This window comes from Indolivaga capnocytophagoides, from assembly GCF_036511535.1.
Taxonomy (GTDB): domain Bacteria; phylum Bacteroidota; class Bacteroidia; order Bacteroidales; family Dysgonomonadaceae; genus Dysgonomonas_A; species Dysgonomonas_A capnocytophagoides.
In genome coordinates this window covers 1953160-1977501 of record NZ_AP028867.1, presented here as the reverse complement: position 1 = coordinate 1977501, position 24342 = coordinate 1953160, and the positions used below count along the sequence as shown (strand labels likewise).

At 36.6% G+C, this 24342-nt stretch carries 24 protein-coding genes and 1 riboswitch; of the genes, 13 read left to right on the top strand and 11 right to left on the bottom strand.

Translation table 11 applies throughout. The features are described 5' to 3' along the window. Window positions 1-18 precede the first annotated feature (18 nt). The 4 genes from AABJ51_RS08200 to AABJ51_RS08185 all read right to left on the bottom strand — a co-directional run bounded on the left by AABJ51_RS08200 (window position 19) and on the right by AABJ51_RS08185 (window position 5378). Window positions 19-1158, bottom strand: coding sequence for a cytochrome c biogenesis protein CcsA (locus AABJ51_RS08200; protein ID WP_338375419.1), 1140 nt, complete (start codon window positions 1156-1158; stop codon window positions 19-21). 3 nt (window positions 1159-1161) lie between these two features. After that, window positions 1162-2670, bottom strand: a complete 1509-nt coding sequence (locus AABJ51_RS08195) for a di-heme oxidoredictase family protein (RefSeq protein ID WP_026627898.1) — start codon at window positions 2668-2670, stop codon at window positions 1162-1164. Window positions 2671-2803: 133 nt separating this feature from the next. Beyond that, the gene (locus AABJ51_RS08190) at window positions 2804-3991 is read right to left on the bottom strand and encodes an imelysin family protein (RefSeq protein WP_026627897.1); all 1188 of its coding nucleotides are present in this window, start codon (window positions 3989-3991) and stop codon (window positions 2804-2806) included. A 37-nt stretch (window positions 3992-4028) separates the two neighbouring features. Next, complete coding sequence (locus AABJ51_RS08185) at window positions 4029-5378, bottom strand: hypothetical protein (protein ID WP_338375415.1); 1350 nt, start codon at window positions 5376-5378, stop codon at window positions 4029-4031. 646 nt (window positions 5379-6024) lie between these two features. Next, window positions 6025-6232: riboswitch (cobalamin riboswitch) on the bottom strand. Between the two features lie 552 nt (window positions 6233-6784). Between AABJ51_RS08185 and AABJ51_RS08180 the strand changes: the two genes are divergently transcribed. Beyond that, window positions 6785-7702: a PfkB family carbohydrate kinase gene (locus tag AABJ51_RS08180; protein WP_338375413.1), complete on the top strand. Its 918-nt coding sequence runs from the start codon at window positions 6785-6787 to the stop codon at window positions 7700-7702. Between the two features lie 110 nt (window positions 7703-7812). Here AABJ51_RS08180 and AABJ51_RS08175 read toward each other — a convergent pair whose 3' ends face one another. After that, window positions 7813-9009: an MFS transporter gene (locus AABJ51_RS08175; RefSeq protein ID WP_026627894.1), complete on the bottom strand. Its 1197-nt coding sequence runs from the start codon at window positions 9007-9009 to the stop codon at window positions 7813-7815. An 819-nt stretch (window positions 9010-9828) separates the two neighbouring features. Between AABJ51_RS08175 and AABJ51_RS08170 the strand changes: the two genes are divergently transcribed. The 3 genes from AABJ51_RS08170 (at window position 9829) to AABJ51_RS08160 (ending at window position 12029) form a co-directional block, all read left to right on the top strand. Next, window positions 9829-10479: an NAD(P)-dependent oxidoreductase gene (locus tag AABJ51_RS08170; RefSeq protein ID WP_026627893.1), complete on the top strand. Its 651-nt coding sequence runs from the start codon at window positions 9829-9831 to the stop codon at window positions 10477-10479. Between the two features lie 158 nt (window positions 10480-10637). Further along, window positions 10638-11507, top strand: a complete 870-nt coding sequence (locus tag AABJ51_RS08165; protein WP_026627892.1) for a cation diffusion facilitator family transporter — start codon at window positions 10638-10640, stop codon at window positions 11505-11507. A gap of 12 nt (window positions 11508-11519) precedes the next feature. Then, complete coding sequence (locus AABJ51_RS08160) at window positions 11520-12029, top strand: GNAT family N-acetyltransferase (RefSeq protein ID WP_338375408.1); 510 nt, start codon at window positions 11520-11522, stop codon at window positions 12027-12029. 80 nt (window positions 12030-12109) lie between these two features. Here AABJ51_RS08160 and AABJ51_RS08155 read toward each other — a convergent pair whose 3' ends face one another. Further along, complete coding sequence (locus tag AABJ51_RS08155; RefSeq protein WP_338375405.1) at window positions 12110-12901, bottom strand: hypothetical protein; 792 nt, start codon at window positions 12899-12901, stop codon at window positions 12110-12112. A 238-nt stretch (window positions 12902-13139) separates the two neighbouring features. Here AABJ51_RS08155 and AABJ51_RS08150 point away from each other — a divergent pair, with 238 nt between their 5' ends. Genes AABJ51_RS08150 through AABJ51_RS08135 form a run of 4 tightly spaced genes read left to right on the top strand, consistent with a single transcriptional unit; the run spans window position 13140 to window position 15548 of the window. Beyond that, a complete protein-coding gene (locus tag AABJ51_RS08150; RefSeq protein ID WP_338375403.1) occupies window positions 13140-13895 on the top strand; it encodes an adenosylcobinamide-GDP ribazoletransferase in 756 nt (251 codons plus the stop codon). A gap of 46 nt (window positions 13896-13941) precedes the next feature. Then, window positions 13942-14472, top strand: coding sequence for an alpha-ribazole phosphatase (gene cobC / locus AABJ51_RS08145; RefSeq protein WP_338375400.1), 531 nt, complete (start codon window positions 13942-13944; stop codon window positions 14470-14472). Window positions 14473-14521: 49 nt separating this feature from the next. After that, window positions 14522-15094 (top strand): rhomboid family intramembrane serine protease, encoded by a 573-nt coding sequence (locus AABJ51_RS08140; protein ID WP_338375398.1) that lies wholly within the window; start codon window positions 14522-14524, stop codon window positions 15092-15094. 10 nt (window positions 15095-15104) lie between these two features. Then, window positions 15105-15548, top strand: coding sequence for a hypothetical protein (locus AABJ51_RS08135; RefSeq protein WP_134436517.1), 444 nt, complete (start codon window positions 15105-15107; stop codon window positions 15546-15548). Here the strand turns inward: AABJ51_RS08135 and AABJ51_RS08130 are convergent. Further along, window positions 15517-16563, bottom strand: a complete 1047-nt coding sequence (locus AABJ51_RS08130; protein ID WP_134436516.1) for a DKNYY domain-containing protein — start codon at window positions 16561-16563, stop codon at window positions 15517-15519. The genes AABJ51_RS08135 and AABJ51_RS08130 overlap by 32 nt on opposite strands. 167 nt (window positions 16564-16730) lie before the next feature. Between AABJ51_RS08130 and AABJ51_RS08125 the strand changes: the two genes are divergently transcribed. The 3 genes from AABJ51_RS08125 (at window position 16731) to AABJ51_RS08115 (ending at window position 18694) form a co-directional block, all read left to right on the top strand. Then, window positions 16731-17852 carry a hypothetical protein gene (locus AABJ51_RS08125; RefSeq protein WP_338375394.1) on the top strand — a complete coding sequence of 374 codons (1122 nt, stop codon included), beginning with the start codon at window positions 16731-16733 and terminating at the stop codon, window positions 17850-17852. A gap of 40 nt (window positions 17853-17892) precedes the next feature. Next, the gene (locus AABJ51_RS08120) at window positions 17893-18408 is read left to right on the top strand and encodes a DUF6712 family protein (protein WP_338375392.1); all 516 of its coding nucleotides are present in this window, start codon (window positions 17893-17895) and stop codon (window positions 18406-18408) included. A gap of 73 nt (window positions 18409-18481) precedes the next feature. After that, the gene (locus tag AABJ51_RS08115; RefSeq protein ID WP_026627885.1) at window positions 18482-18694 is read left to right on the top strand and encodes a hypothetical protein; all 213 of its coding nucleotides are present in this window, start codon (window positions 18482-18484) and stop codon (window positions 18692-18694) included. A 14-nt stretch (window positions 18695-18708) separates the two neighbouring features. Here the strand turns inward: AABJ51_RS08115 and AABJ51_RS08110 are convergent, their stop codons facing one another. Continuing rightward, window positions 18709-19071, bottom strand: a complete 363-nt coding sequence (locus tag AABJ51_RS08110; RefSeq protein WP_026627884.1) for a winged helix-turn-helix transcriptional regulator — start codon at window positions 19069-19071, stop codon at window positions 18709-18711. 216 nt (window positions 19072-19287) lie between these two features. Between AABJ51_RS08110 and AABJ51_RS08105 the strand changes: the two genes are divergently transcribed. Then, window positions 19288-19944 (top strand): suppressor of fused domain protein, encoded by a 657-nt coding sequence (locus AABJ51_RS08105; protein ID WP_338375389.1) that lies wholly within the window; start codon window positions 19288-19290, stop codon window positions 19942-19944. On the opposite strand, the gene AABJ51_RS08100 is transcribed toward AABJ51_RS08105, so the two are convergent. Next, complete coding sequence (locus AABJ51_RS08100; RefSeq protein ID WP_026627882.1) at window positions 19941-21185, bottom strand: MFS transporter; 1245 nt, start codon at window positions 21183-21185, stop codon at window positions 19941-19943. The two genes, AABJ51_RS08105 and AABJ51_RS08100, sit on opposite strands and share 4 nt — an antisense overlap. Before the next feature lie 420 nt (window positions 21186-21605). Between AABJ51_RS08100 and pafA the strand changes: the two genes are divergently transcribed. Then, a complete protein-coding gene (pafA, locus tag AABJ51_RS08095) occupies window positions 21606-23246 on the top strand; it encodes an alkaline phosphatase PafA (RefSeq protein WP_338375385.1) in 1641 nt (546 codons plus the stop codon). Window positions 23247-23340: 94 nt separating this feature from the next. Here pafA and AABJ51_RS08090 read toward each other — a convergent pair whose 3' ends face one another. Both AABJ51_RS08090 and AABJ51_RS08085 read right to left on the bottom strand, forming a co-directional pair. After that, complete coding sequence (locus AABJ51_RS08090) at window positions 23341-23928, bottom strand: RNA polymerase sigma factor (protein WP_338375383.1); 588 nt, start codon at window positions 23926-23928, stop codon at window positions 23341-23343. Continuing rightward, window positions 23906-24295, bottom strand: a complete 390-nt coding sequence (locus AABJ51_RS08085) for a hypothetical protein (RefSeq protein ID WP_035332315.1) — start codon at window positions 24293-24295, stop codon at window positions 23906-23908. The genes AABJ51_RS08090 and AABJ51_RS08085 overlap by 23 nt, the downstream gene beginning before the upstream one ends. Window positions 24296-24342 lie beyond the last annotated feature (47 nt).

Here is a 24342-nt window from a genome sequence, read left to right as displayed (position 1 = left end):
TGTGATTTAGAGCCTGTTTCATACATAGCTATGTATGCCGCCCAGAAGAAAGCTTACTCCTAAGAAAGTCATCAGTATGGTTAGGAAAGCAAATATACAAAAACAATGGTACTTAAACGGTTGCTGAAATGCAGGAAAGCTTTTCTTGTGAAGTGGTATCGAATAGACCAGAAATGTGATAAGAGCCCAAGTCTCTTTCGCATCCCAGCCCCAATACCTTCCCCACGATATATTGGCCCATACGGCTCCTATAAATATACCTGAAGCCAAAGCAAAAAGAGCGGGATATAACAATTGCTGACTCCACTCGTACATTTTTTCGTTTTGTTTCGATGAACTGACTCCTATTATTGCCAAGACTGTAATAATAAGGAATAGTATATATGAAAATATAATGATAGAAACGTGCACTGCGAGCATTGGGGTACGCAGAATCGGTGTCATCGGGTTGATCTGAGATATATAATACCAAAGACAAGCTATAGGAATCAGCATTGCTGTTAAGCCTTTCCATCCGATACGTATCCAAAGTATCCAAAGCATAGAGAGGGCAAGCAGGATATATCCGGTGTAAGTAATTCCTATTCCCCAGGGATCGTGATTGACCAATAATACCGTACCCATTTCATCCGAATCGTATGACAGCTGGTAAAGGCGGTAATTGTCTTTGGTATATATTTTATTCATGGATACCTTGCACATTTCGCCATCGACACGTAAAAAACTCATGAAATCAGAAGGCTTGTCACTCTCTCCATGATATTCGATCTCAAATAATACAAGTTTCACTTCAAACGGAAGGGCTTTTTTTGTCATTCCATCCTCAGTAACATATTCATTCAGGGGCTTTCCCTGCCTAAGGTGTATATATCCTCTCTCGGCTGTAAGATATGTAACTAATGCACCTATCAGTATGATACCCAATGAGCAATGGAGGCAAAAGCTTGGCTTTTGTTTGTAAGCACTCCGGACTATAATGTAGGCAAAAGAACTTATGCCGAAAGCGATCCACAGTACAACAAACCACCATGAACCATAAATGTTTATGGAGACAAACTCTGTCCCATTTAGTTTTTCTATAACTGTTGCAAAAGCAAGGACTACCAATATTGTAATTAGTAGTCCGAATGCTATTCGTTTCAAAGATTTACTGATCATACTTTAGATAGATTCCAGAAATTTGATAAGAGCCGCTCTGTCTTCTTTAGACAGATTACGATATTTTTCTCTTGCATATTTACCGTCTCCTCCATGCCACATAATAGCCTCGTTGTAATTACGGGCACGCATATCGTGCAAATGATCTCCGGCTCCGGTACATTTCTCAGATAAGCCTCGTCCCCAAAGTGGAGTGGTACGGCACCATCCTGTGCGGATATTGTTCACCATTTCGAGGCGGTGTTGAAGCAGATCGGTATATGGCCATATTTTTTGATGAGGATATCTCGGGAGCTTTCCTTTAACTTTGTCATCACCCTTGTAGTCGTCAGCACCTGTTGTCCAGGTTGGACGGTGACAGCTTGTACATCCTATTGAGTAGAACATTTCTTTACCTCTTTTCACCTGATCATTATCCAAATCACGGGCAGCCGGAACAGCTAATCCTCTGTGCCATACCATGAAATTGATATAATCTTCGTCCGAGAGTTCGGGTGTCAGTTCTTTAGACATCAGGTAATCGTAAATTTCCTTTTCTGTCTTGCCCAAGCTTTTCTGTATATCTTTATTTTGAGACATAGCTACAGCATATGCTTCTGTAACATAATGATATCTTCTGTCGGAACGAGTTACATTGGTGATATTCCAGATAGCATTAGATCCGGGACCATTTTGCAAAGTTCCGCGCGTCAATCCATAAGTATAACGGCCTGGGTGAGAAGTTCCATCTGCTTCTTTGATGAAATTCTCCGGCTGATACTTTGCATCGTTAAGCTTATATCCCAGTTTTTTCTCTTTTTCATATTGAGCAAGTAATGAATCATCGGGGATAGCATCAAGAAGCCCTGTTCCATAAATACCTATAGTTGCCTCTAAACGTACTTTATAAAAGTCGGGCATTGGAACATTGAATGCAGACCGATCGATTGTTACTTCAGGGTAGATAAGGCTGTATGTTTCTCCATCAGGAAACTTATTTCCAAACTCATCGGTATATTCTTTCCATTCTATTTTAATGCCGGATTCGTCTATCGGAGGCAGGAATGGGGCTATTGCTTGAGTTTGGGGCATACCGGTAAGCTGAGGTACGAAGTTGTCATTTTCATCAGTAACCACCAGCAGATAGCCGTTTCCATGATCTTTCGCTCTATAACGATCCATACGTTTTCCGTGTCCGTATCCGGGGTGGCACGTGATACATGAACTGCGGACAAATGCCGGCCCTAATCCATGGCGTACTCCAGATGTGTTTGATGTAAACTCTTTTTCGAAAAACGCTTCTCCGTATTTGAATTGAAGTGACATTTCAGGATCTTCATCAACAACCGGGGTGGGTTGTTCGTATGCGAAGGTTGTAGTACTAAATGTCGTTCCTAGTTTTCCGCCTGAATAATATTCTTCGGCCAGATCGTCTGTTTTGCCTCCACCATTTTCATCTTTATTATCATCACTACAACTTAGCAGTAGTGCCGATAGGAATAATCCGGTGTAGAAGAGATTTGATTTTTTCATGTTGATCATACATTTAATGAAAGTGTCAGTATGTTATATCCATATAATGAATAGTTGATAATGCTGTTTTAATCTATCAAAGAGAATACTTCCCGAAGTATTCTCTTTATTTAGATATAAAGGATCTTATATATTATTTCCTGATAGTCAGTTTAGCTTTAGTTAATACATCTGCTAATTCATTGCATGCGACCATAGCTTCTCCTGCTTGTGTACTGGTATAGTTTTTTGCAAAAGGAAAAGGAATTGCTGTTATTTTAGCAACAGCATTGTCTATGGCAGCTATTACTTCTGCATGTAGGCTTGGATCCACTTTTTTTACATAATCGGCAACAGATGCACCTCTGTTTTTAGAATCGGCGCCACCTAGATAAGCGTTTCTGATGCTTTCTATATTACCTATAAAGTCTATTTTAGAATTGTAACTGTAAGGTGATTCTATGTAATTAATATCGTCTCCGGTATGAGGTTTGCCTATTTTCATGGCACCGACTTCGTCTGCAATAGTTTGGCATCCATCAAGTATTGTTTCGCAAGCATCAACATTTGAATTACTAAATGCGGTAAGTCCGGGATTCAGCATACATTCTCCATAAGAGTAATTGGTATCATTGTTTTTGCTGTCGTCTCCTGAACCATATGTGATTGCAGCATCCATAGCTATAAGTTTAGCTTTCTTTTCTGCTGTGACATTATTTATGCCTGCCCATGATGCTTCGAGCCTGAAACATTGATTTCTTAGGTCTCCGGCAACAGCCACGACATATATCAGTTCATCGTCAGTTATTTTACTGGCGCTTTTAGCTTGGCCTTCTTCAAATAATATATATTCGATTCCGTGAAATCCGAAAAGACCTTCTTCGAATGTTTCTCCAACCCAGATATCTCCATTTTCCTGAGCCATTTTAGCTAAGTGGTCTTTATTCTTGAGCTCGGCAATAAGAGCATCTTTAGCTAAAGGCCAAGTGTCAATATGTGGGTCAATACCAAAGTCGTCAGCTGGTCCGAATAAGAATGCCTCGCTTAGCTCCCAATAGTTTCGGGCTTTTATCCAGCTATCAGCAGCTGCTTTTACATTTGCATCTGTTTTATCTTTTTTGAGAGCTACTAATGCATTATATAATACAATAGATTCGTCTGCTAAAGATTTGTATGTGGTTATTACTGTATTATTTACATATTGTTTTACAACAGGAGCCAACTCTACTTCTTTAGTATCCTCTTCGGTACCGTTGTTGTTGCTGTCGCTGCACGAAGTTGCGCTTAGTCCTATTACTACCGAAACAGCCATGAGTAAAGGAAATCTTAAGATTTTTTTCATAATTAGTTCAGATAAATTTTCAATGTGTTTATATGTGTTATTTTGTGAAGAATCCTGCATATGCAATGCCTATTGATATGCTGTTCTCATTATTGTAGGGACTTTTAAGAAGCCCTGCTGAATATTCAGCTTTGATTACTATGTCTTTAATAGGATAATAGTTGAGCCCTCCCACAATGCGTTGGCGTTGGCACCAATCGTTCTTGCTGATATCGGCCGGAACTTTATACATAGAGTCGTAATATTCGTAGCGACCAAATACGTACATCTTTTGTTTCTGATTTGCCATTTTAGGTATCTGAGAGAAAATATCATATCCCGCTTCTATGCCTGTACATAAAGCGTCCGAAGCTACATTGGTTCGAGGAGATGTTGAATTTTTACTCAGATTCTTATTATATTTAGAGATAATATCTGCATCACCCAGATGTCCATAATCGAAATAGCCTCGTGCAATAAGGTTGTGACCTCTGTATTCGAAATCGAACGAGCCGATAGTTACGGCTCCCTTTACATTATCATATTTTGCTCCTGTTGCTGGCTGTATACTGTTTTTGAAACTGTGTCCGTAATATCCGCTTACACCAAGGCGCAGCCCGGGGATCGAATAGTTGTCGATACGAAGGACTCCTGCATAATTATTGGCTACTTTGAATTCGTATGGAGATGCTGAACCGCCTTGTATCCAGTTCTGACGGCTGAAAAGGTCTGAATCAAGTCCGGGTATAAGTTGTGCCTCATAGCGCCATTTTCCTAAGTGTCCCCAAAGACTTACACCTGTTTCATGCCATGTACATGGAAGAATAGTATTTTCACCTTCAGGTCTGTATACCGTAAAAAACTCAGTAGGCAAGTGATTACCGTTAGTTAGTCCTACGGGAACGATTATATGTCCCATGCGGAGATTAAGTGCTCGTGAAAATGTTTTTTCAATCCAGAATTGTTCTAAGGCTACTTCTCCACCTCTTTCTATTTCTTTTTCATATTCTCCGGCTTCTTCGGCTTCAAGTTCCACTGCCGATTCGGTTCCTCCATGTTCGAATTCTATCTCTGCATTCATGCGCCATCCTTTGCCAAACTCATATCCTACAAAAAAAGTCACGTGTGGTATATCGAACCTTCCATGACTTTTGTCGTCTTTATAATTCTCTGCATGGCTGTATCTGTTAATATTATCGCTGTAAAAATTACGGCTCATGGCTATTTCTCCATAGCCTCCGAGACTTAGACGCGAAAGGGTATTTGATAATTTTCCGATGTTGGCAAGAGTTTTCTGATCAAGAGATGCCAGCTTTATATTTATGCTGTCTTCTTGATTTTGGGAGAACATGTTGATCGAGTAAATGGTTGATAGGCAGAATAAAAGCAATAGCTTGATTCTTTTCATAGTTCTATAGTGTTTAGTTAAAAAGATTTAAACATTGCAAAATTACATGAGGTGAAAAGCTGTTGCAATACCTAGTAATAATGAAATATATAATGCTCTATACCTAAACTATGTGATAGTATTTTTCTATTAAATATAACTTATATCTATATTTGTGCTGCTTTGTTTAGAATGTTTCTATTTTAATTTTTTTTGCATACCAATACTAAATCAGTCTTTTAGATGTAGTTGTTGTAGTTGGTGAGCGATAAAACAGTTTCTGTTTTGAAAATGAACATGCTTCGTTAGATTAATCGGGCATTTATGTATTTTGATTTTCAGATATATGGGCAATTGAAAAACCCCAAGCACTCTCTGCTTAGGGTTTCCCGAATACTAAAACACCATGTCGGAATATTTTTCTTAGTGGATATTCCTCCGTTTTTTATATAAATCAAGGTCTAAAACCTTTTTTTAGTCTTAATAAGATATAACAGGTTGTATTTGTTATATGTAAGCTTATCTCGAAAACAGCTTAATAATTAAACTTCGGGAATAGGGTAGATGCGAAAACAGATTATTGAAGACATTATTGTCTCAATTTTACAAACTGGTAGTATTTGCTTATCTATAGTTTTGGCGTCATCAGCTTTATTTCCCGAAAGCATCGAACATTGTATCTATGGCAGGTCTTCTGACTTTCTCTATCTTAGAACATCCTTCCCGTTTCATGTTTTGATAAACAGTGGAATTAAGTAGTGTTCCAGACTTTCATTAGAGATTACAGCAGCGGGTCTGTTCAGGATTTTCACCTGATTCCCTTTTCAGTAAATTTATAGATGTATAAATTCACCACCATAACTGATGACAAAGATTATTATTTTTTAGATAAAAAACAATGTTTTGATCAAATATGATTGATAAAAAAATTCCCGAACAGTCGCAGCTCAGGAATTCTAAGGAGATGTAGAAATTTATACTACTATGGAAATTAGTAAAGGTCTTTTGACCTTTCTATCTTTATTCTGTTTTTGAAGAATTAAATTCGTTCTTTGTGCGTTTTTTTTAACTGTTTATAATACAGGCTAAAACGTGTTTATATTCAAATAACTTGTATTTCATGTTTTTTGTTCACCTCAAAACGAAATGTTTTATTGAATAATGCTTATGGTCTTGATAATCATGAGTGTTTCGTAAATGTTAAACTTTTTTCTGTTCTTGCATTTTTGTCTGATATATGGCACAATTAAAAGAAAGCTCTTTTTAATCGTGTGTTTTTTATTTGATTAATGTATCTTTGAACTCAATTTTTTGAAGAAATATAAAAAAGGGTCTAAGACCTTTTTAGGATGCTTTGAAAAAGCAAAATTCAAAGCCAATTATGTTCTGCAAATGTTTCATGAAATTTTATCTATTACTTATTACCAATGCATAATTATGAAATTTGCTGTGTCGGGCATTTAACTCTCGACAAAATAGTTACACCTAAGGAAACGGTATATATGTCGGGTGGTGCTTCTTTTTATTTTTCTCATGCTGTCAGTAAACTAAATTCGGATTATATTTTGGTTGCAGGTCTTGCCGAATCCGAATTGCAGGCCGTTCAAGATTTGAGGGCTAAAGGTATAAAAGTGGATGTAATGCTATGCAAGAATAGTGTTTATTTTGAAAATACATATGGCGAGAATCAAGATAACCGAACTCAGCGAGTACTTGCAAAGGCTGATCCGTTTGTTATGGCAGCAATGAATAATATTCAGGCTAACTATTTTCATATTGGGGCATTGCTTGCCGATGATTTTTCGAATGAGTTTGTTGAAGAATTATCTAAAAGAGGTAAAATATCAATAGATTGTCAGGGATATCTTCGTGAAGTAAGGGGGGACAAAGTGTACCCTGTAGATTGGGCTGATAAATTGGAAGTCCTGAAATTTGTGGATGTTCTGAAAGCTAACGAAATGGAAATGAAAGTTTTAACAGGTACTTCTGATGTTTATAAGGCTGCCCGATTACTGAATAGTTGGGGAGTGAAAGAGGTTTTGTTAACATTGGGTAGTATGGGGTCTGTTTTGTATGATGGTGAGAATTTTACTATGATCCCTGCTTTCAAAGCTGAAGTTGTAGATGCTACAGGTTGTGGAGACACATATATGGCAGGTTATTTGTATAAAAGAGCAAAAGGAGAAAGTATGGAGGAGGCTGCTAGATTTGCGGCAGCTATGGCTACTATAAAGATTGAGGCTTTCGGTCCTTTTACAGGAACTGAAGAAGATGTTCAGACTGCTATGGAAAAACGAGAAATAAGCATTCCAACAGAAGATATCTTAGCTTCATTAGAAATCTGATATATAAATTGTTTTTATACTTATAAATCGATAAAGGTTGTTTGTGACCTTAGAATAAAAATAGGACTGAATTAACATTCAGTCCTATTTTATTTTATATGAAGTATCTTCTATTTCTTTTCTTGATTCATGGCTTTGGTTGTAGTTGTAACAACTACAATTAAAGCACCTACAACACCTATAACCATATATGCATATTTCATGTCACGGAAATGTGATATGTAGCCTATCAGTAATGGAGCTATCAGTGATCCTACAAAACTTATTGTCGATAATATAGTTAAGGCTATACTGGTCTTTGTCTTTGACTTCTCTCCAACCACACTGTATATAGTCGGAACTATGCAAGAAATCCCCATTCCTACGAGCATAAAACCGATAGAGCAAGGAATGACACTTGGAAATAATCCTGAAACAAACATTCCGATGAAGATAAAACATCCGGCGATTTGTATTGTCCTTTTCTTGCCGAATTTGTTGTATGCGAAGTTTGTAAGGAAACGTCCTGCTGTCATCATGACCATAAATACCAGAAATCCTACTCTTAGAGATGGCGGAGCCTGAACTATCGATTCGAAATATATACTGCTCCAGTCAAACATGGCACTTTCTACTATGAGGGCAAAAAGACCAATGAGTCCGAGTTGCAGTAAGACCATTTCAGGCATTTTAAACTTCTTATCTTTTACTTGTATGGTTTCTTTTACTTCTTCGGGTTTGATATTTTCTACCTCGTCTTCTTGTAAGTATTTTTTATTTATAGCCCATACGAGCACAATTACAGCAAATATGATCGCGAAGTGATAAGTCTGAATAACTTCGAAGTTTATCATCGCAAAGCCGATCAAAGCTCCTAAACAAGCGGCAAGACTCCATGTACCATGAAAAGTAGCCATAATTGTTTTTCCAAACAATTTTTCTATACCAATCCCCTGAGTGTTTAGTGATATATCTGTAAGATTCCAAAATATACCGAATAATACAAGACATCCTCCCAGTATATAGATGTTTGCACTGAGCCCGATTAGAAATAACGCTAGGCCATAGCCAAGTATGCTTATTTGTACCATGATACGGCTTCCGAATTTCGAAACACTATAGCCAGCTAGAGGTATAGCCAGAAATTTACCAACAGGAATTAAAAATAGAATCAATCCCCAGATGCGAGTATCGGTTATCCCCAGATGGTCTTTTATATCGGGAATACGGCTAGCCCAACTGGCAAAGCATAATCCTTGCAGGAGAAAAAAAGTCAAGACTCCTAATCTTATCTTTTCTTTAGAGTAGCCGTTTAAGTTATTTGTCATTATTAAGTACTTTAAATTAAAAATTGCACAAAAGTACTAATTCTGAATTCATTTGCACATAGTTTCTTTTGCTTTATTATGTGTTGTAAGGAATATTTCCATTAATGGAATAAGCGGCTTTTTTTTATCATATTATTTCTCTTAATAAGTATTTTATCTGTTTGAAATTGACGTTTTTATTTAAGATTATCTTAAGATTGTTTTAAATGGATTTTGAAGGATAATGTTTCTTTGAGACTTTTTATATTGTTGATATTTAGTGTGTTTGTATCCTTTCTTCGCGATTTTCTGTTTCTTTCTTTGTTTTTATTTATTCTAGATTGATGGTGTTTTGTGCTTGTGTGTTTACTTGGTATTCTGTTTTGGTGGTCTATTGTTTACCCTTTGTTGAAAAAAGAATTAAATAACTATTTTATTCTTTTTCATTCAGTTTTAATAAAAAAAGAAAAGATGCATGCAACGAATATTTGTATTTAGCATCTTATATATAAATGCTTTCTTCAAACACACTAACATTCACTGTTAAAGCATTTGGATTGCATTGGTTTGCCTTGCAAATCGCCGAACAACACTCTGCATAGCTAATGCAATAGAAAAATCAGAAAATACCCATATTTCAATTTTGGGTATTTTTCTGATTCTTCACTTTTTATTTACTCACATTTTTTTTATTTGCTTGATAATCAGTCTTGGTTATCGTTTTGTTCGTATAGAACAAATATGTAACTTATTGGTTATTAATATATATCTATTTATCTTTAGGGTGTAAAAGTAATAAACTTACAAAAATATACTATTGTAAATTATAATTTAAAGCATATGAAAAAGATTGTATTAATAGGAGCCAGCGGATTTGTCGGATCAGCAATTTTGAAAGAAGCGTTAGGACGGGGATATTTTGTGAAGGCGATCGTTAGGCATCCTGAAAAGATCTCAGATAAAAACTCTAATCTAGAATTAGTTAAAACTGATGTAATGGATGTTTCCAAGTTAGCTGATGTGTTATCAGGAGCTGATGCAGTTATCAGTGCTTATAATCCCGGTTGGAGTAATCCTAATATTGCTGTTGATACCGACAAAGGGTATAAATCTATTATTGCGGCAACTAAGCTTGCTAATATTAAAAGATTACAGATTGTAGGAGGAGCGGGCAGTTTATTTGTTGCTCCGGGTAAAACTGTTGTCGATTCGGGAGTTATTCCCGATGCTATTTTGCCGGGAGTACTTGCTTTAGCTAAGGTTTTGAAAGAAGATTTGAAAAATGAGAAGAATCTCGATTGGGTATTTTTCTCCCCTGCAGGAACTATTGAACCTGGAGAAAGAACTGCAAAATACAGGCTGGGTAAAGATGATCTGGTCGTGGATATAAATGGCGAAAGCAAAATTTCAGTAGAAGATTATGCCAAGGCTATGATTGATGAGCTGGAAAATCCACAGCACCATCAGGAACGATTTACTATAGGATACTAAGTTGCAGTGAGGTCTGCTGTTTTGCTGAAAAACGAAATCTTGGAGTTATATAGTCGAAAGCGATGTCTAAATTTTAGGCATCGCTTTTGTTTTGTTTGTTTTGGCTATACTTAATTTTTAAATATATCTTTGTAGTATATTCTCAATGAATATTCTTTATGACAAAAGAAAAGACTGCCGTACGGGCAACTCAAATCAGTATTGTCGGTAATACGGCATTGGCTATAATAAAATGGTTGGCGGGTTATTTTGGAAATTCGTATGCTTTAATTGCAGATGCTATCGAATCTACAGCCGATATTTTTTCCTCTATTTTTGTTCTGTTAGGTATCAAATATGCAAACAAGCCTGCTGATAAAAATCATCCTTACGGGCATGGACGTATAGAGCCCTTGGTGACATTTGTTGTAGTTGGTTTCCTTATTGTCTCGGCTACAGTTATAGCTTACGAGAGTGTTGATAATATCCGGACACCTCATGAGGCGCCTAAGGCTTTTACCCTTTATATTCTGGGAGCAATTATTATTTGGAAAGAAATTTCGTATCATTTGGTTATGCGTAAGGCTAAGTTAACCAAAAGTACAGCATTGCAAGCTGATGCGTGGCATCATAGAAGCGATGCGATAACCTCTGTTGCTGCTTTTATTGGTATTTCAATCGCTTTAATCATGGGAGATGGTTATGAATCTGCCGATGATTGGGCTGCATTGCTGGCTGCGTTTATTATACTTTACAATAGTTATCGTATTCTGAAACCTGCTTTAGGTGAGATTATGGATAAGGATATGTATGGAGATATGGAACAGGATGTTTGTAAATTTGCACGGACAATAGACGGAGTTTTAAATACGGATAAATGTCATGTCAGAAAAACAGGTATGACCTATTATATTGATCTGCATATTATTGTCGATAAGAATATAACAGTCAAACAAGGACATGATATAGCTCATAATCTGAAAGATAAAATCAAGGAAGATATGCCCGAGATTGCAGATATACTCATACATGTAGAACCTTCATGGTGATTTGCTTATTTTATGTGCAGTAAAATTAATATACGTCCAATTGAACTTCGTGATTTAGAATTTGTAAAAGAAGTTCTTAATGAAGTTATCACTAATCATGATTTTTACCTTAGCGAATACCCTAAATCTGATGGAGATATTCGCCAATGGTATGATGAACATCAAAATAGTGATTTGTATGCCATCTTTATTGCAGAAGTTGATGGTACTGCAGCAGGATGGGTGTCTTTATCTAATTTTAGATTAATAGATGGGTATGATATATCGGCAGAATTATCTGTGTATGTTTCAGACTGCTATTATAGGATGGGGGTTGCGTCGGCGATGATGAAATATATTGAAGATTTTGCTCGTTCTAAAAATCGATTGCATAAAATCGTAAGTGTAATAACTGCGACTAATTTTGGAAGTATTGCCTTACATGAGAAACAAGGCTTTGAGACTGAAGGAATTTTAAAAGAAGTAGCAAAGAAAAACGGAAAGTATCAGGATGTAGTATTGATGTCTAAGGTCATTAATTAAGCGACAGAATGTGTTTAATGTGTTTAATTAGAGGGTGTTGGCTGTTTTTTGTGTTTGCAAAGTAATCAGGTGTGAGGCCTTTAATCATTTCTTATAGCTCCTTCTACTGCCCATGATGTAATATTGCTAACAGCTACTGTTGTTACTTTTAAAGTGCTTTCTCCTATTTTCTTAAATAATTTTCCTTTTTCATATCTAACAAAGAAAATATCGCCTTGTTTGTCTTTAAATGATTGTATTCCTGAGTGTTTTCCTCCTTTGATCAGTTCGGAAATATAAAAATCCGATTCGAAAATCAGTGGATCATATATCTGAGAAGATCCTTCATACACAGATAGATATGTTTTCATTAAAAGAGGACTGTCGTTTTCTGTATATTGTATACTGTTTAATTGTCTGTTACGACCTTTTCTGTCGGCTTCGGTGTGTTGAGATGCAAAATAATCTTTGTTGATCTTATCGAAATTAAAATTGGCTAATTCCATAACTTGTCTTTCGTATTTAGAGTAGGGGCGTATATAGCTTATACCCTGTGGATTATTCATATATCTATTGAAGTCAACTTCTTCATCGTATTGAATATTATCAGGTCTTCCCACAAAAGGAGAAACAATACTGTCAATAATGACTCCCGACTTGCGCCAATCTATATATACCGGACGTGACATCTTGTTTACTATTCCTATTGTGATTGGTGCATTTTCGCCAAAGAAACTATATGTAACATCAAGGCTGTCTCCTTCTTGTACGAATATTCCGTCTGCTGTTTTATATGTATATGGGTCGTTTGTATTTATTGTTGAATAGAAGTAGGTTGCGGAACACGATGTGCCGAATAGTATAGTGGTTAGCAGTATAGTGAATATTCTCATGAGAAACTGGTTAAGGAGATGCAATGATACATTTTTTTAGTGATTCGTACAAATTCGGTGAATGCTGTTAAGTAAATGAAAGTATTTAATGATATATTTTTAGTTTATAACAGACTTTGGTTGTTTAATTATTAAAGTAATAAATAGGTCTGTGATTTTAAATGTTCAGATATAGCTTGATAGTGGAATGTCATAATATTGTATCTTTGCGGAAACATCTGATCTTTTAAAATCTGTTATGAATAATCTGGCTGCTGCACTTATATTTTTTACACGATTACCTTTTTGGCGTATCTTCTCGGTTCCTAACGAATATTTTAAGCAAGTGATTAATTATTGGGCTGTTGTGGGCTGGCTTACGGCTCCTGTTATGGCTGGTACACTGTCGTTAACGGCTCAAATACTACCGGTTCAGGTCGCTATAGTTCTAGCTATTCTTAGCCGTTTACTAATTACCGGAGCTTTGCATGAGGATGGTTTAGCCGATTTTTTTGATGGTTTTGGAGGAGGAACAATCAAAGAGCGTATTCTGGCTATAATGAAGGACTCTCATATTGGGACTTATGGTGTGGTAGGGCTTATTTTTTATTTCCTTCTGATGTTTATGCTTTTGTACTCCATGCCTTTGTATTGGGCCTGTATAACCATACTTGCAGCCGATCCTTGTTGTAAATTTATAGGCTCATTGATAACTCTCCGGCTTACTTACGCACGTAATGAAGATACCAGCAAGGCGAAAGTAGTATACAATAAAATGTCATTATTTCCTTTGATTATATCAGCCGTTTTCGGATTATTGCCTATATTGTTCTTTATACCTTCGATTGCATGGTGGATTGTAGTACTGCCTTTGGCCGTTTTTTTCGGATTGACTTGGTTGATGGGAAAAAAGATTCAGGGATATACAGGCGATTGCTGTGGAGCTTTATTTCTCCTTTGCGAACTGGCTTTTTATATAGGTAGTGTTATTGTCATTGATAACGGTTGGGTATGATTAAGTAGCTAAAAGAAGATATACATTTTCTGTAAAATGATTAACGATGAAACTATATTTTATAAGACATACTTCGGTAGATGTTCCTCAAGGTGTATGTTATGGACAGTCTAATGTACCTGTGCGCGAAACCTTTGAACAGGAAGCAGAGCAGGTTAAGACAAATCTGGAAGGTTTGCAATTTGAAGCTGTATATTCGAGTCCTTTGAGCCGTTGTCGTAAATTGGCTAGATATTGTGGTTTTGAAGACCGCATGGTATTAGTTGATCGCCTCAAAGAGATGTATTTTGGAAATTGGGAAATGAAGAGATGGGATGATATTTCCGGTGAAAAAATCTCGAAGTGGTATGATAATTGGGTAGAAGAACCAACTGATGGTGGTGAATCATTCCGGATCTTTTATAATAGGGTTGTATCATTTCTTGATGAGTTGAAAACTCAGGATTATGAAAATGTTGTAATATTCGCTCATGGTGGAGTAATTAACTGTGCAAAGGTATATGCAGGAGTTGCTACGCTGGATAAATTATTTGAGTCTACTCCTACTTATGGAGAAATAGTTTGTTTGGAAATATAATCGGGGATATGTAAGAGGTCTGAGACCTTATTTGTAAAAATAGTGTAGTATGGATCGTTATAAGAAAAATAGCCTGTTACAGGCTTTGAAGTACTCCTTTGTTTTCGTCCTGATATTTTGGGCTGTAGAAGGTGTTCAGTATCTTGGACTCGATCTTAGTAATTGGGGTATTCTTCCTCGTATGCAGGCGGGTTTGATTGGGATTCTTACAGCTCCTTTTATTCATGGTAGTTGGGAGCACTTGATAGCTAATACGCTGCCATTTTTTGTCTTGTGTACAATGTTGTTGACATTCTATAAACGCAATGCCATAATGTATTTGATCCTGTTGTGGGTTACTACCGGAATTCTTACATGGATTATAGGACGTCCGGCTTGGCATATCGGAGCTAGTGGAATTATTTATGCTTTGGCTTCATTTTTGGTTTTTGGAGGTATAATGAGTCAAAACGTAAAACTTATATTGTTATCGGTGTTAGTCGCTTTTATGTATTCTGGTTTGGTCTGGGGGGTGTTTCCTCAGGACGAACAAGTTTCATGGGAAGGTCATTTATCCGGAGCTATAAGCGGTATTCTATGGGCTTATTTATGTAGAAAAAGTCTTCGGTTGAAGTCTTTATAAGTGGATTATTATGAGCCGATTTTCGATATTTGCAACTTGTGTTACTCTAAATTTATTAGTAGGTAACTCTATTTTGTTTTTTGTGCCAAATTCACCCAATTATTTTTTGATGATAGGAATGTCTATCGCTTGTGTAATTTGCTATGCCTTATTGTTTTACTTTGTTCTTGTAGAACGAAGATCGGTTCCCGTTATTTTATTATTGTCGATATTGACATGTATTATTATTGAATTGATTGGCTGCTTTATTGCATCTACTTTAACCTCTATAGAAAAAATTGTTTCTATTGAAGATTTTGTTGTGGATATACTTGTCGGGATTGTTATGGGAATATTAGGTAATATGCTGATGTTTCCACTGACTTTAGCAATGGGTTTAGCTAATTTTTTCCTCTTACTTTTTTATCGAAATAATGTGACCTCTAGTTCTCGGACGGATCTTTTCCATAATTGAAATCCGGCGGATAACGTCCCCATTGATCAGCAACAAACTTTTCCGAAGTATATCCCGGAAGTATTTTTCCTTTGCTGTAAACATGCTTCTTGTCTTTGGCATATCTTTCGTCAAGAATTACGAAACTTGACGGATCAGAACTATAAAGAGGTGTATCTTTGTAATATACCTGATTCTTATCCTTGTAATAAGGAAATTGTACGATCTCGAAACTTGCTGCATCAACATTATTATCATTGATCTTTTGACCCATGATATAGACAGCACTGTCTATACTGAATGCCTGATAATCATTGTCGTAAAAACGTAGAGTGTTGATGTCCTTATAATCTATTATTGTAGCGGAACTGTCGCATCCCGAAGTATACAACATGTGTCTGTCATCATAGATCATTTTTTCATTAACAACTGTAATTTTGCCTTTATAGGGAAGTGTGTATATATCATTATCCTTTTCATAAAAAATATACCTGCTATCATAAGGGAGATACGGACTGTCGAATTTCATTGATTGAACATTAGCATTTGTCTTTTCATGCTTAAAGAAATAATGCCGCTTATCTTTATACCATTTCTGGCATGCTATAGGTAGCTTTACCCGTTCGTATGTCTTCGGATCTGCATATTTTATAATTTCAAGTCGGTCTGTTTTAGTAGTTGGCAGATATACATGTCTGCGGTCTTTAGGCAATTCGTTGATCGAATCCCAATAAAAAGATTGACGGTCTACATTCATAAGTATCTTATAAGTATAGAAAACATGCTTCTTGTCTTCTGCAAATTCTGTACTTAATACCTTGAATGAGTGTACATCGGCGGGGATTTCTACATATTGCTGTCTCCAAAGGCTTTCTAAAGAGGTAGAAGGAATGACGTCGTATAATATCTTGGTACGATCGACAGAATAAAAGTAATGAGAAGACTTATATCCGTTGACAGCCGTTTCTTTTCTGCATGATGTATGCAGAAATACCGAAGAAAATATGAAAAAAGATATTAGCCGGAAGAAAAACATGATAAATATAAAATGTTTGTTCTGATACTTGTTACGTAATTATTAACCAATTGCAATCCGACTGTTAAGTTATATAATTTCGATCGAAACAATGTTATCTCTTCACAACTTTTTCAAAATGACTTTATTCTTTTTTTATCTATACAGAAAACTTAAAAGTATAGATTATGAAAAAGAGATTAAAAAAAGCATCAGATAAAATGAAATATTCTGTGATTAATCTGGCTGCAAATGTACCGTCTTATCCTCGATTTACTCGTCATAACAGAGGTTGGATTAATTACGGCGAAGAAAATAATCTTCCTCAACGGATTATTGATCTTAATAATGAATCGCCTGTGAATAAGTCGATCATTGAAAATAAGGTAACTTATATTTGTGGAGCAGGTATTGATGACAGTACGTATTGTGGGAGACCTAATACCATTGAAGATTGGGATTGCTTAATAGAAAAGCTGGCAAAGGATTATGTAACCTTCGGAGGATTTTGTTTTCAGGTGATAGTCAACGAAAACGGTGCAAGCAGAAGTTTGTTTCATACCGATTTTAGTAAGGTAAGGGTGGGGGAGACTGATGATTATGGCACTCCGATCAGTTTTTTTATTTCGAATGATTGGAAGAAGACTTCCGGACAATATGCTCCTGTTGAGATAAAAGCATATGGAACAGAGGATTTGATGCATGGAGAACCTTATCTTTATTTTTATAAAGATTATGAACCGGGATTGGATTATTATCCTGTTCCTCATTATTATTCAGCATTAAATTATATTGAAGCTGATGGATTGCTCGGCCGGTTTTATCGTAATTCTATTAATAACGGCTTTGCTCCTTCAGTAATAATAACTATACCAAGTAATCCGGCTGATGAAGCCAAGGCTCAGTTCAATAGGGATATGCAAGCTTCGTTTTCTGGGACTAATGGAGCCAACTCAATTGTTGTTTTGTATGGAGAGAGTCACGATATTAAACCCGAAGTGACACCCTTTGTGGCAAGTGATAACGCCGATCTGTATAATAATGTCAATGATGTTATCTTTCAGAAAATAATTTCGGCTCACCGTTTATCTTCTCCTACTTTAGCCGGATTGTCGGGTACAGGCAACCTGAGCGGGAATGCCGGTGAAATAATCAATTCCTTTATTCTTTATAACTACACGGTTATTCATAAGTTGCGCCGTAAACTGCTTGATACGCTGAATGTGTTTTCTGTAAATAATGGCTATGGTAACTTAGTAATTAAAGAACTGGAAGTAATCAAACAGATACAGGCTTACGAAAATAAATAAGGTCATAGGCCTTTGAATTCTAACTTTTAATAAAAATAATATGTACACACCTATAGCGTTAATAAACGAGCAATTATTTAAACAACATTCTCCTGTAACAAGTAATGCAGATCTGACCGAATTTATACCTTATCTGTCTATTGCCCAAGAGTTATATATTACTCCCGTTTTAGGGGAATCTTTGATTAGTGAGCTGAAAGATCAGATTGCCTCGAATAGTCTTTCTGATCTGAATAGTGAATTGCTGATAAAGATCGCTCCTGCTCTTTCTTTTTTTGCCGTTTATCAGGGATTGCCTTTTCATTGGGCGAGCATTGTAAACAAAGGAATTACTATACGGGATAGTGAAAACAGTAAGGGCGTAGATATAAATGATGTGGCTCAGTTGAGACGATGGATTAAAGATGATGCGGAAATATTTGTAAAATTATTAGTCGATTATCTTTACTTACGGCGAAGCGATTATCCTCTGTGGAAAATTCCTTACGGATGCAGTCATACAGATTCTGGTTCGGTAAAGGCTTTCGATAGCGGGTTTTATTTCCCTTCGAAATAGAAAAATAAGGCAGACAGGATTTATAAACTTGTCTGCTTTTTTTATCTTTGACCTAAAATCAAAGAAGTATAGTATGTCTGAAACAGTAGAAGGTTTTCTATCTTTTTTTGTCCCTCTGTTTATGGTTTTAATCCATTACTGGTATGTGTCATTACCTTTGACTGCATTGATTATTTTCTCGTATACAAAAACGAAAAAAGAAGGACTCAGGCGTGCTATTCGTATCTACTTGTCCTTCATTATACTTTCGGCTGTATGTACAGGTATTTATGTCTTGTTTTATTGATAAAACGGAGGCGTCTATTTTTCAGCCATCTCAAATTTATCTCTTGACTTAAAAATAACATCCGTATTTGTTTTTGCCCAATTTACCAAAACTTCCAACGCAGGCAATAGGCTTTCTCCGATAGATGTTAACTTATACTCGACACGGGGAGGAACTTCCGGATATATTTGTCTGCTTATCAATCCGTCTGCTTCAAGTGAACGGAGTGTTACTGTAAGCATGCGTTGTGAAATATCGTCCATTGATCTGTGTATTTCATTGAAACGCATAGTACCGTTCCAGCTTAAGGTCATGATAACCAAAAGAGACCATTTGTCGCTTAGTCGTGAAATAATATCCCTTATGGGACAGAAATCTTTTTTTTCAGTTTCTTCCATTTGTTTATTTGTATTTCCTTAGCATACAAAAGTAATAAACTTATTTTTAGTAACCTATTAAAGATATACTTATGAATCAAAAAATGGTAATAGTCCTGTATTGAAATAAAATGTAACTTTGCCTTATAGGAATAAGATTTCAGGTCTTATTCTAGACTTTAGACCGTAACCTTAATAATTGTTTATGGTCTTGATAGATTTAATTTCCGACTTAAAATGACAAAGAAAGAATACAAAGAACAATTCGACGAAGACGATGCTGTCGGTTGGCTGGCCATCGATAAAAAAGTAGAACAATTGTATGGAGATCAGAAGCCAAGGCATTATGCACCTCCTCTCCATTATATATTGGGCGGTCAGGATCCATTAGACGGGACGAGTATATATGATTCGCAGAAACAGGAGTTTCATCGTCATTTTATAAGTTATGGAATGTCCGAATTGTATTACAATGAAGATGCTGCGGGAGCCGAATTCAGTAAATGGGGATTTGAATTTACATTCAGGCTGAAACCTTTTGACGAAGATGGAGAAGATCCTATTTGGGTGATTAATCTGATGAATAATCTGGCTCGTTATGTGTTTGAAAGTGGTAAATGGTTTGAACCGAACCATTTTATACCGGCGAATGGTCCCATACGATTAGAATCAAAAGCCGATATAGGTATTGTTGGAGTGGCTTTCACTCCTGATCCTGAATTGGGAACTATACAGACTCCTAACGGCGAAATAACCTTTTTGCAAATGGTTGGTCTGACAGCCAATGAGATAGAGCACTTAAAAGAAAATCCGAAAACAGATGAAGTTGAAAAATTTTTAAATGAATTGAGAATTGAAAATCCACTTTTAATAACTGATCTGATGAGACGTTAAGCCTCATCAGATTTTATTTTATCTATTTCTATAGTTGATCTTCCCAGTCTTACTGTTGAGGGGATGAAGAATAAAACGACCCCGACCATGCATACTGCTATCCCTGAATAGATGAACGCATTAGTCAACCCTATTGCCTCAGCTATAAATCCGGTAGCCAGTAGTCCGGGTATGGACGGCATCAATGTAAGGCTGTCGTATATTGAAAAAGCACGTCCCAAAACAGACTGATCTATTTTGGTTTGGAGAATTACCGTGAATGAGCCGCTCCAGATCGCAACAGCTATTCCTCCGATACCCGTTAAGACTGCAAATGCAATGAATCCGTTTGAGGGAAGCACCCCGGAGAACAGGAAAGTAAGTCCTACAATAATACATGTGATAGCTATCAGTATTACTTTGTTGAATTGTTTCATCATTTTTATTCCTAATAATGCTCCGCCAAGCAGCATACCTATTCCCCAGGCTATTTCCACAATGCTCATTTCGTACGAACCTCCCATAAAATATTCGATAGTAAACAGAGGAAATAAAGCTGATATGGGTAGGATGAAAAACATAACAACAACTTCGCAAAGGAAAAGCCACGCCAAACCTCTTTTGGAGAATATAGCATGTAGCCCTACTTTTACTTCTTTGAGAATATTTCGCTCCGTGTTTTCGGGTTTCTCCGGATTGGGGATAAAGACAAATAATAGTGATGTACAGGCTATAGCCGCTCCAATGACATCAAGCATCAATACATAAGTCATGTCGAATAAATTGATCAGTAAAGCTGCGATAGCAGGACCTGTAATGCTGCTTATCGAGTAAATCATTTGATTAACCCCCGAGATACGCATTAACTCAGTTTCGGGAGCAAGCAGAGGTATACTCGCCTGCATAGCCGGTGTATGAAAGGCACTTCCAGCCGAACGTAAGGCCAGTAAAATGTATATTTGCCAGACATCGACTTTACCCAGATAAAACATCAAACAGAGAATTCCTGTACACGCTGCAATAAATGAATCGGCTAGTATCATGGTACGTTTACGGCTCCACCTGTCAACAAATACTCCGGTGAATAAACCCAGAACCAACTGAGGCAATAATGATGCTATCATTGCATAGGCCAAAACTGTGGCGGATTTAGTATGAAGACTCAACCAGAATACAACGGCGTACCCTACGATAGAACTTGTGAGAGTCGAGAAGAATTGCCCCGACCATATTATGGCAAATGTTTTTTTCCAATTATTCATAAAATAAGTAAATGAAAGTATTTAATGATATATATATTCAAGCTATAACAGGTTCTGGTTGTTATACTTGCCAAAGGATAAATAGGTTTGTGACCTTAAAAAAGGATACAAAGATACTGCTTTTTATCCGAATAAAATAAGGTCTCAGACCTTTTACTGACTTTGCAATCATAACACCAACAGATAGTTATTACTCTGAAATACATTGTTCAATACTTTCTGTTACTCCCTTGTGATTATTAAGCTCCGCTTAAGCCATTTTGTGTGTCAGATTATTCACCGGATATTCATTGTTTTTTCATTAGCAAAGATGATGCCCTTTTTGCATTTTTCTGTAATTTTAAAGTCTGAAGCTTTGATTTTTAATAATAACAAAAAGGTCTGAGACCTTACTTACTTCATATATAATTCGAAAAAGTTATGAATATTAGAAGATTATCATCACTTTTACTTTTTTTGATGTCCCTTAGTTTATTTAGCCAGAGCCGGATGGATCGTCCGAAACTGGTTGTGGGGATAGTAGTAGATCAAATGAGATGGGACTACTTATACAGATATTACGACCGTTATAACAACGGAGGGTTTAAACGTTTGCTAAACGAGGGATTCTCGTGCGAAAATACGATGCTCAATTATGTGCCGTCTTATACGGCGATAGGGCATAGCACTATTTACACAGGATCTGTTCCGTCGATACATGGTATAGCGGGTAATGATTTTACGGTGCAGGCAACCGGACAATCTCTTTATTGTACACAGGATGATAATGTGCAAAGTGTTGGAACTGCTGATAAGAATGCAAAAGCCGGAAAAATGTCGCCCTTCAATTTGAAAGCAACGACTATAACCGATGAGTTGAAATTAGCAACAAATTTCAGGTCAAAAGTTATCGGCGTATCCATAAAAGATCGAGGAAGTATTCTTCCTGCCGGACATAGTGCTGATGCGGCTTATTGGTTCGATGGAGAATCAGGCAACTGGATAAGCAGTACATGGTATATGCAGCAATTGCCAAAATGGCTGGTTGACTTTAATAATAAAAAACAAGCTCAGAAATATCTGGAACAAGACTGGAATACATTGTATCCGATAGATACTTATGTGCAGAGTACAAAAGACGATAATGTGTATGAAGATACTTATAAAGGGGTGGATAAAGTGACTTTCCCTATTCTGACATCGAAGCTCATTAAAGATAATACTTTGGGGTTAATCCGATCTACTCCTTATGGTAATACCCTGACATTGGATGTCGCTAAACTGGCTCTCGAAAATGAAAAACTTGGTTCACATAATGTGACAGACTTTTTGGCTATAAGCTTATCTTCGACCGATTATGTAGGTCATCAGTTCAGTCCTAATTCAGTAAAAACTGAAGATACCTACCTCCGCTTAGATAAAGATTTGAGTGATTTCTTCTACTTTCTTGATCTTAAAGTAGGAAAAGGCAATTATGTTGTATTTCTGACTGCCGATCATGGAGGAGGTCATAACGGACAGTTTCTTAACGATAATAAGATCGAAGGTGGAAACTGGGATGAAAAACAAATAAGAAATGATCTGAATAAATATTTACAGCAGAAATTCGGGGTTGCTCAACTTGTTCGCAGTCTGTATAATTATCAGGTCAACTTCAATTATCCTCAGATAACTCCGGCTATTAATATGGACGATTTGAGAGCCGCCAGTATATCGTATCTGGAAACTATTCCGTCTATAGCTTACGCTGTGGTGACAGACAAAGTATCGGAAGCTTCTATTCCTTCTGCCATAAAAGAAAAAATTATAAATGGTTATAATCGGGAGTTGTGCGGCGAAATACAAATCATATTAAAACCCGGATGGTATAGCATGAGTAATATGAAAGGTGCTACGCACGGGGCTTGGAATCCTTATGATGCACATATTCCTCTTGTTTGGATGGGATGGGGAGTTAAACATGGCGTTTCTAATACCGAAGTATATATGACCGATATTGCACCTACAGTGGCAGCTATGTTGCATATACAAATGCCAAGCGGATCGATAGGAAAGCCTATTATAGATTTATTGAACAAATAATGATCTAATCCATATAAAAATAGAAAAAGCCCGGTAAAACTGCCGGGCTTTTTCTATTGAAAATTACTATATTATGATACTAAACTCAGATATCTTACTCACCTAACAAATCTTCGTATAGGTTTTTCAATTTATCTCTCAGATACAGCACTGCATATCGTTTTCTCGACAATAAGGTATTTATAGGAATACCTGTTGATTCCGAAATTTCCTTAAAAGAAAAACCTTGTAATTCGGTTAATTCGAATATCTCTCGCTGCAGGGGAGGTAATTCTTCCAGAGCAGTGTCTAGTTCTGTCCACACCATAGAACGGAGATAAGATGTTTCGGGAGAAGCATTGTCAGCCAAAAGTACTTCTGTCACTTCTGTCAGAAAGTCATTCTCTTCATTCTTGGAATAGGTTGGCATTTCTTCGTTTTTTTGCCTTCTGCGCCATTCTGCAATCTGATTACGGGTTACGGCGTATAACCAACCCGAAATCTGGTTAATAGGATTGACCAGAGGATCTACTTTCGACAGTTGATAAAATACATTCTGCAATATATCTTCACTGTCTTCTTTCGATACTACCCGCTTTGAGATAAAACCCCTTAGTTGTGCCTGATATTTAGTAAAGACTTCCGATACATTGAGTGATTCGGGTAAACCTGCACTCATATTATTTTGTAATATCTGCTCCATCTTCTAAGTCTTCACATTCAATATCGTTACACCAATATTTCTTATGTCTGGACATTTGGCTGCGTATATATTCGCGCCTTTCTTCGGGTGACATATGCTGTAGTTTTTCCTGAATTTGTCCTTGCTTATGTTCTTTTTCTTTACTGCAGCATTTGCGGCAGTCCCCCGGACGTCCAAATTTTCCGAAAAGGAGACGTGCCAGAATAAATATCCCGGCTGCCTGACAATATGTGATTGACGACCAGCCTATAACTTGGGGTATAATGGCATTCCACAATAGCATGACAACAGCTATTACAACGAGAGCTATAGCTACAAATGCTACACCCTTTAATATACATTTACCGATAGACTTCTTTTTTTTCATTATTTGTTGTATTAAGGTCTTTGAACCTTTCTTTTTTTATTAGCAAA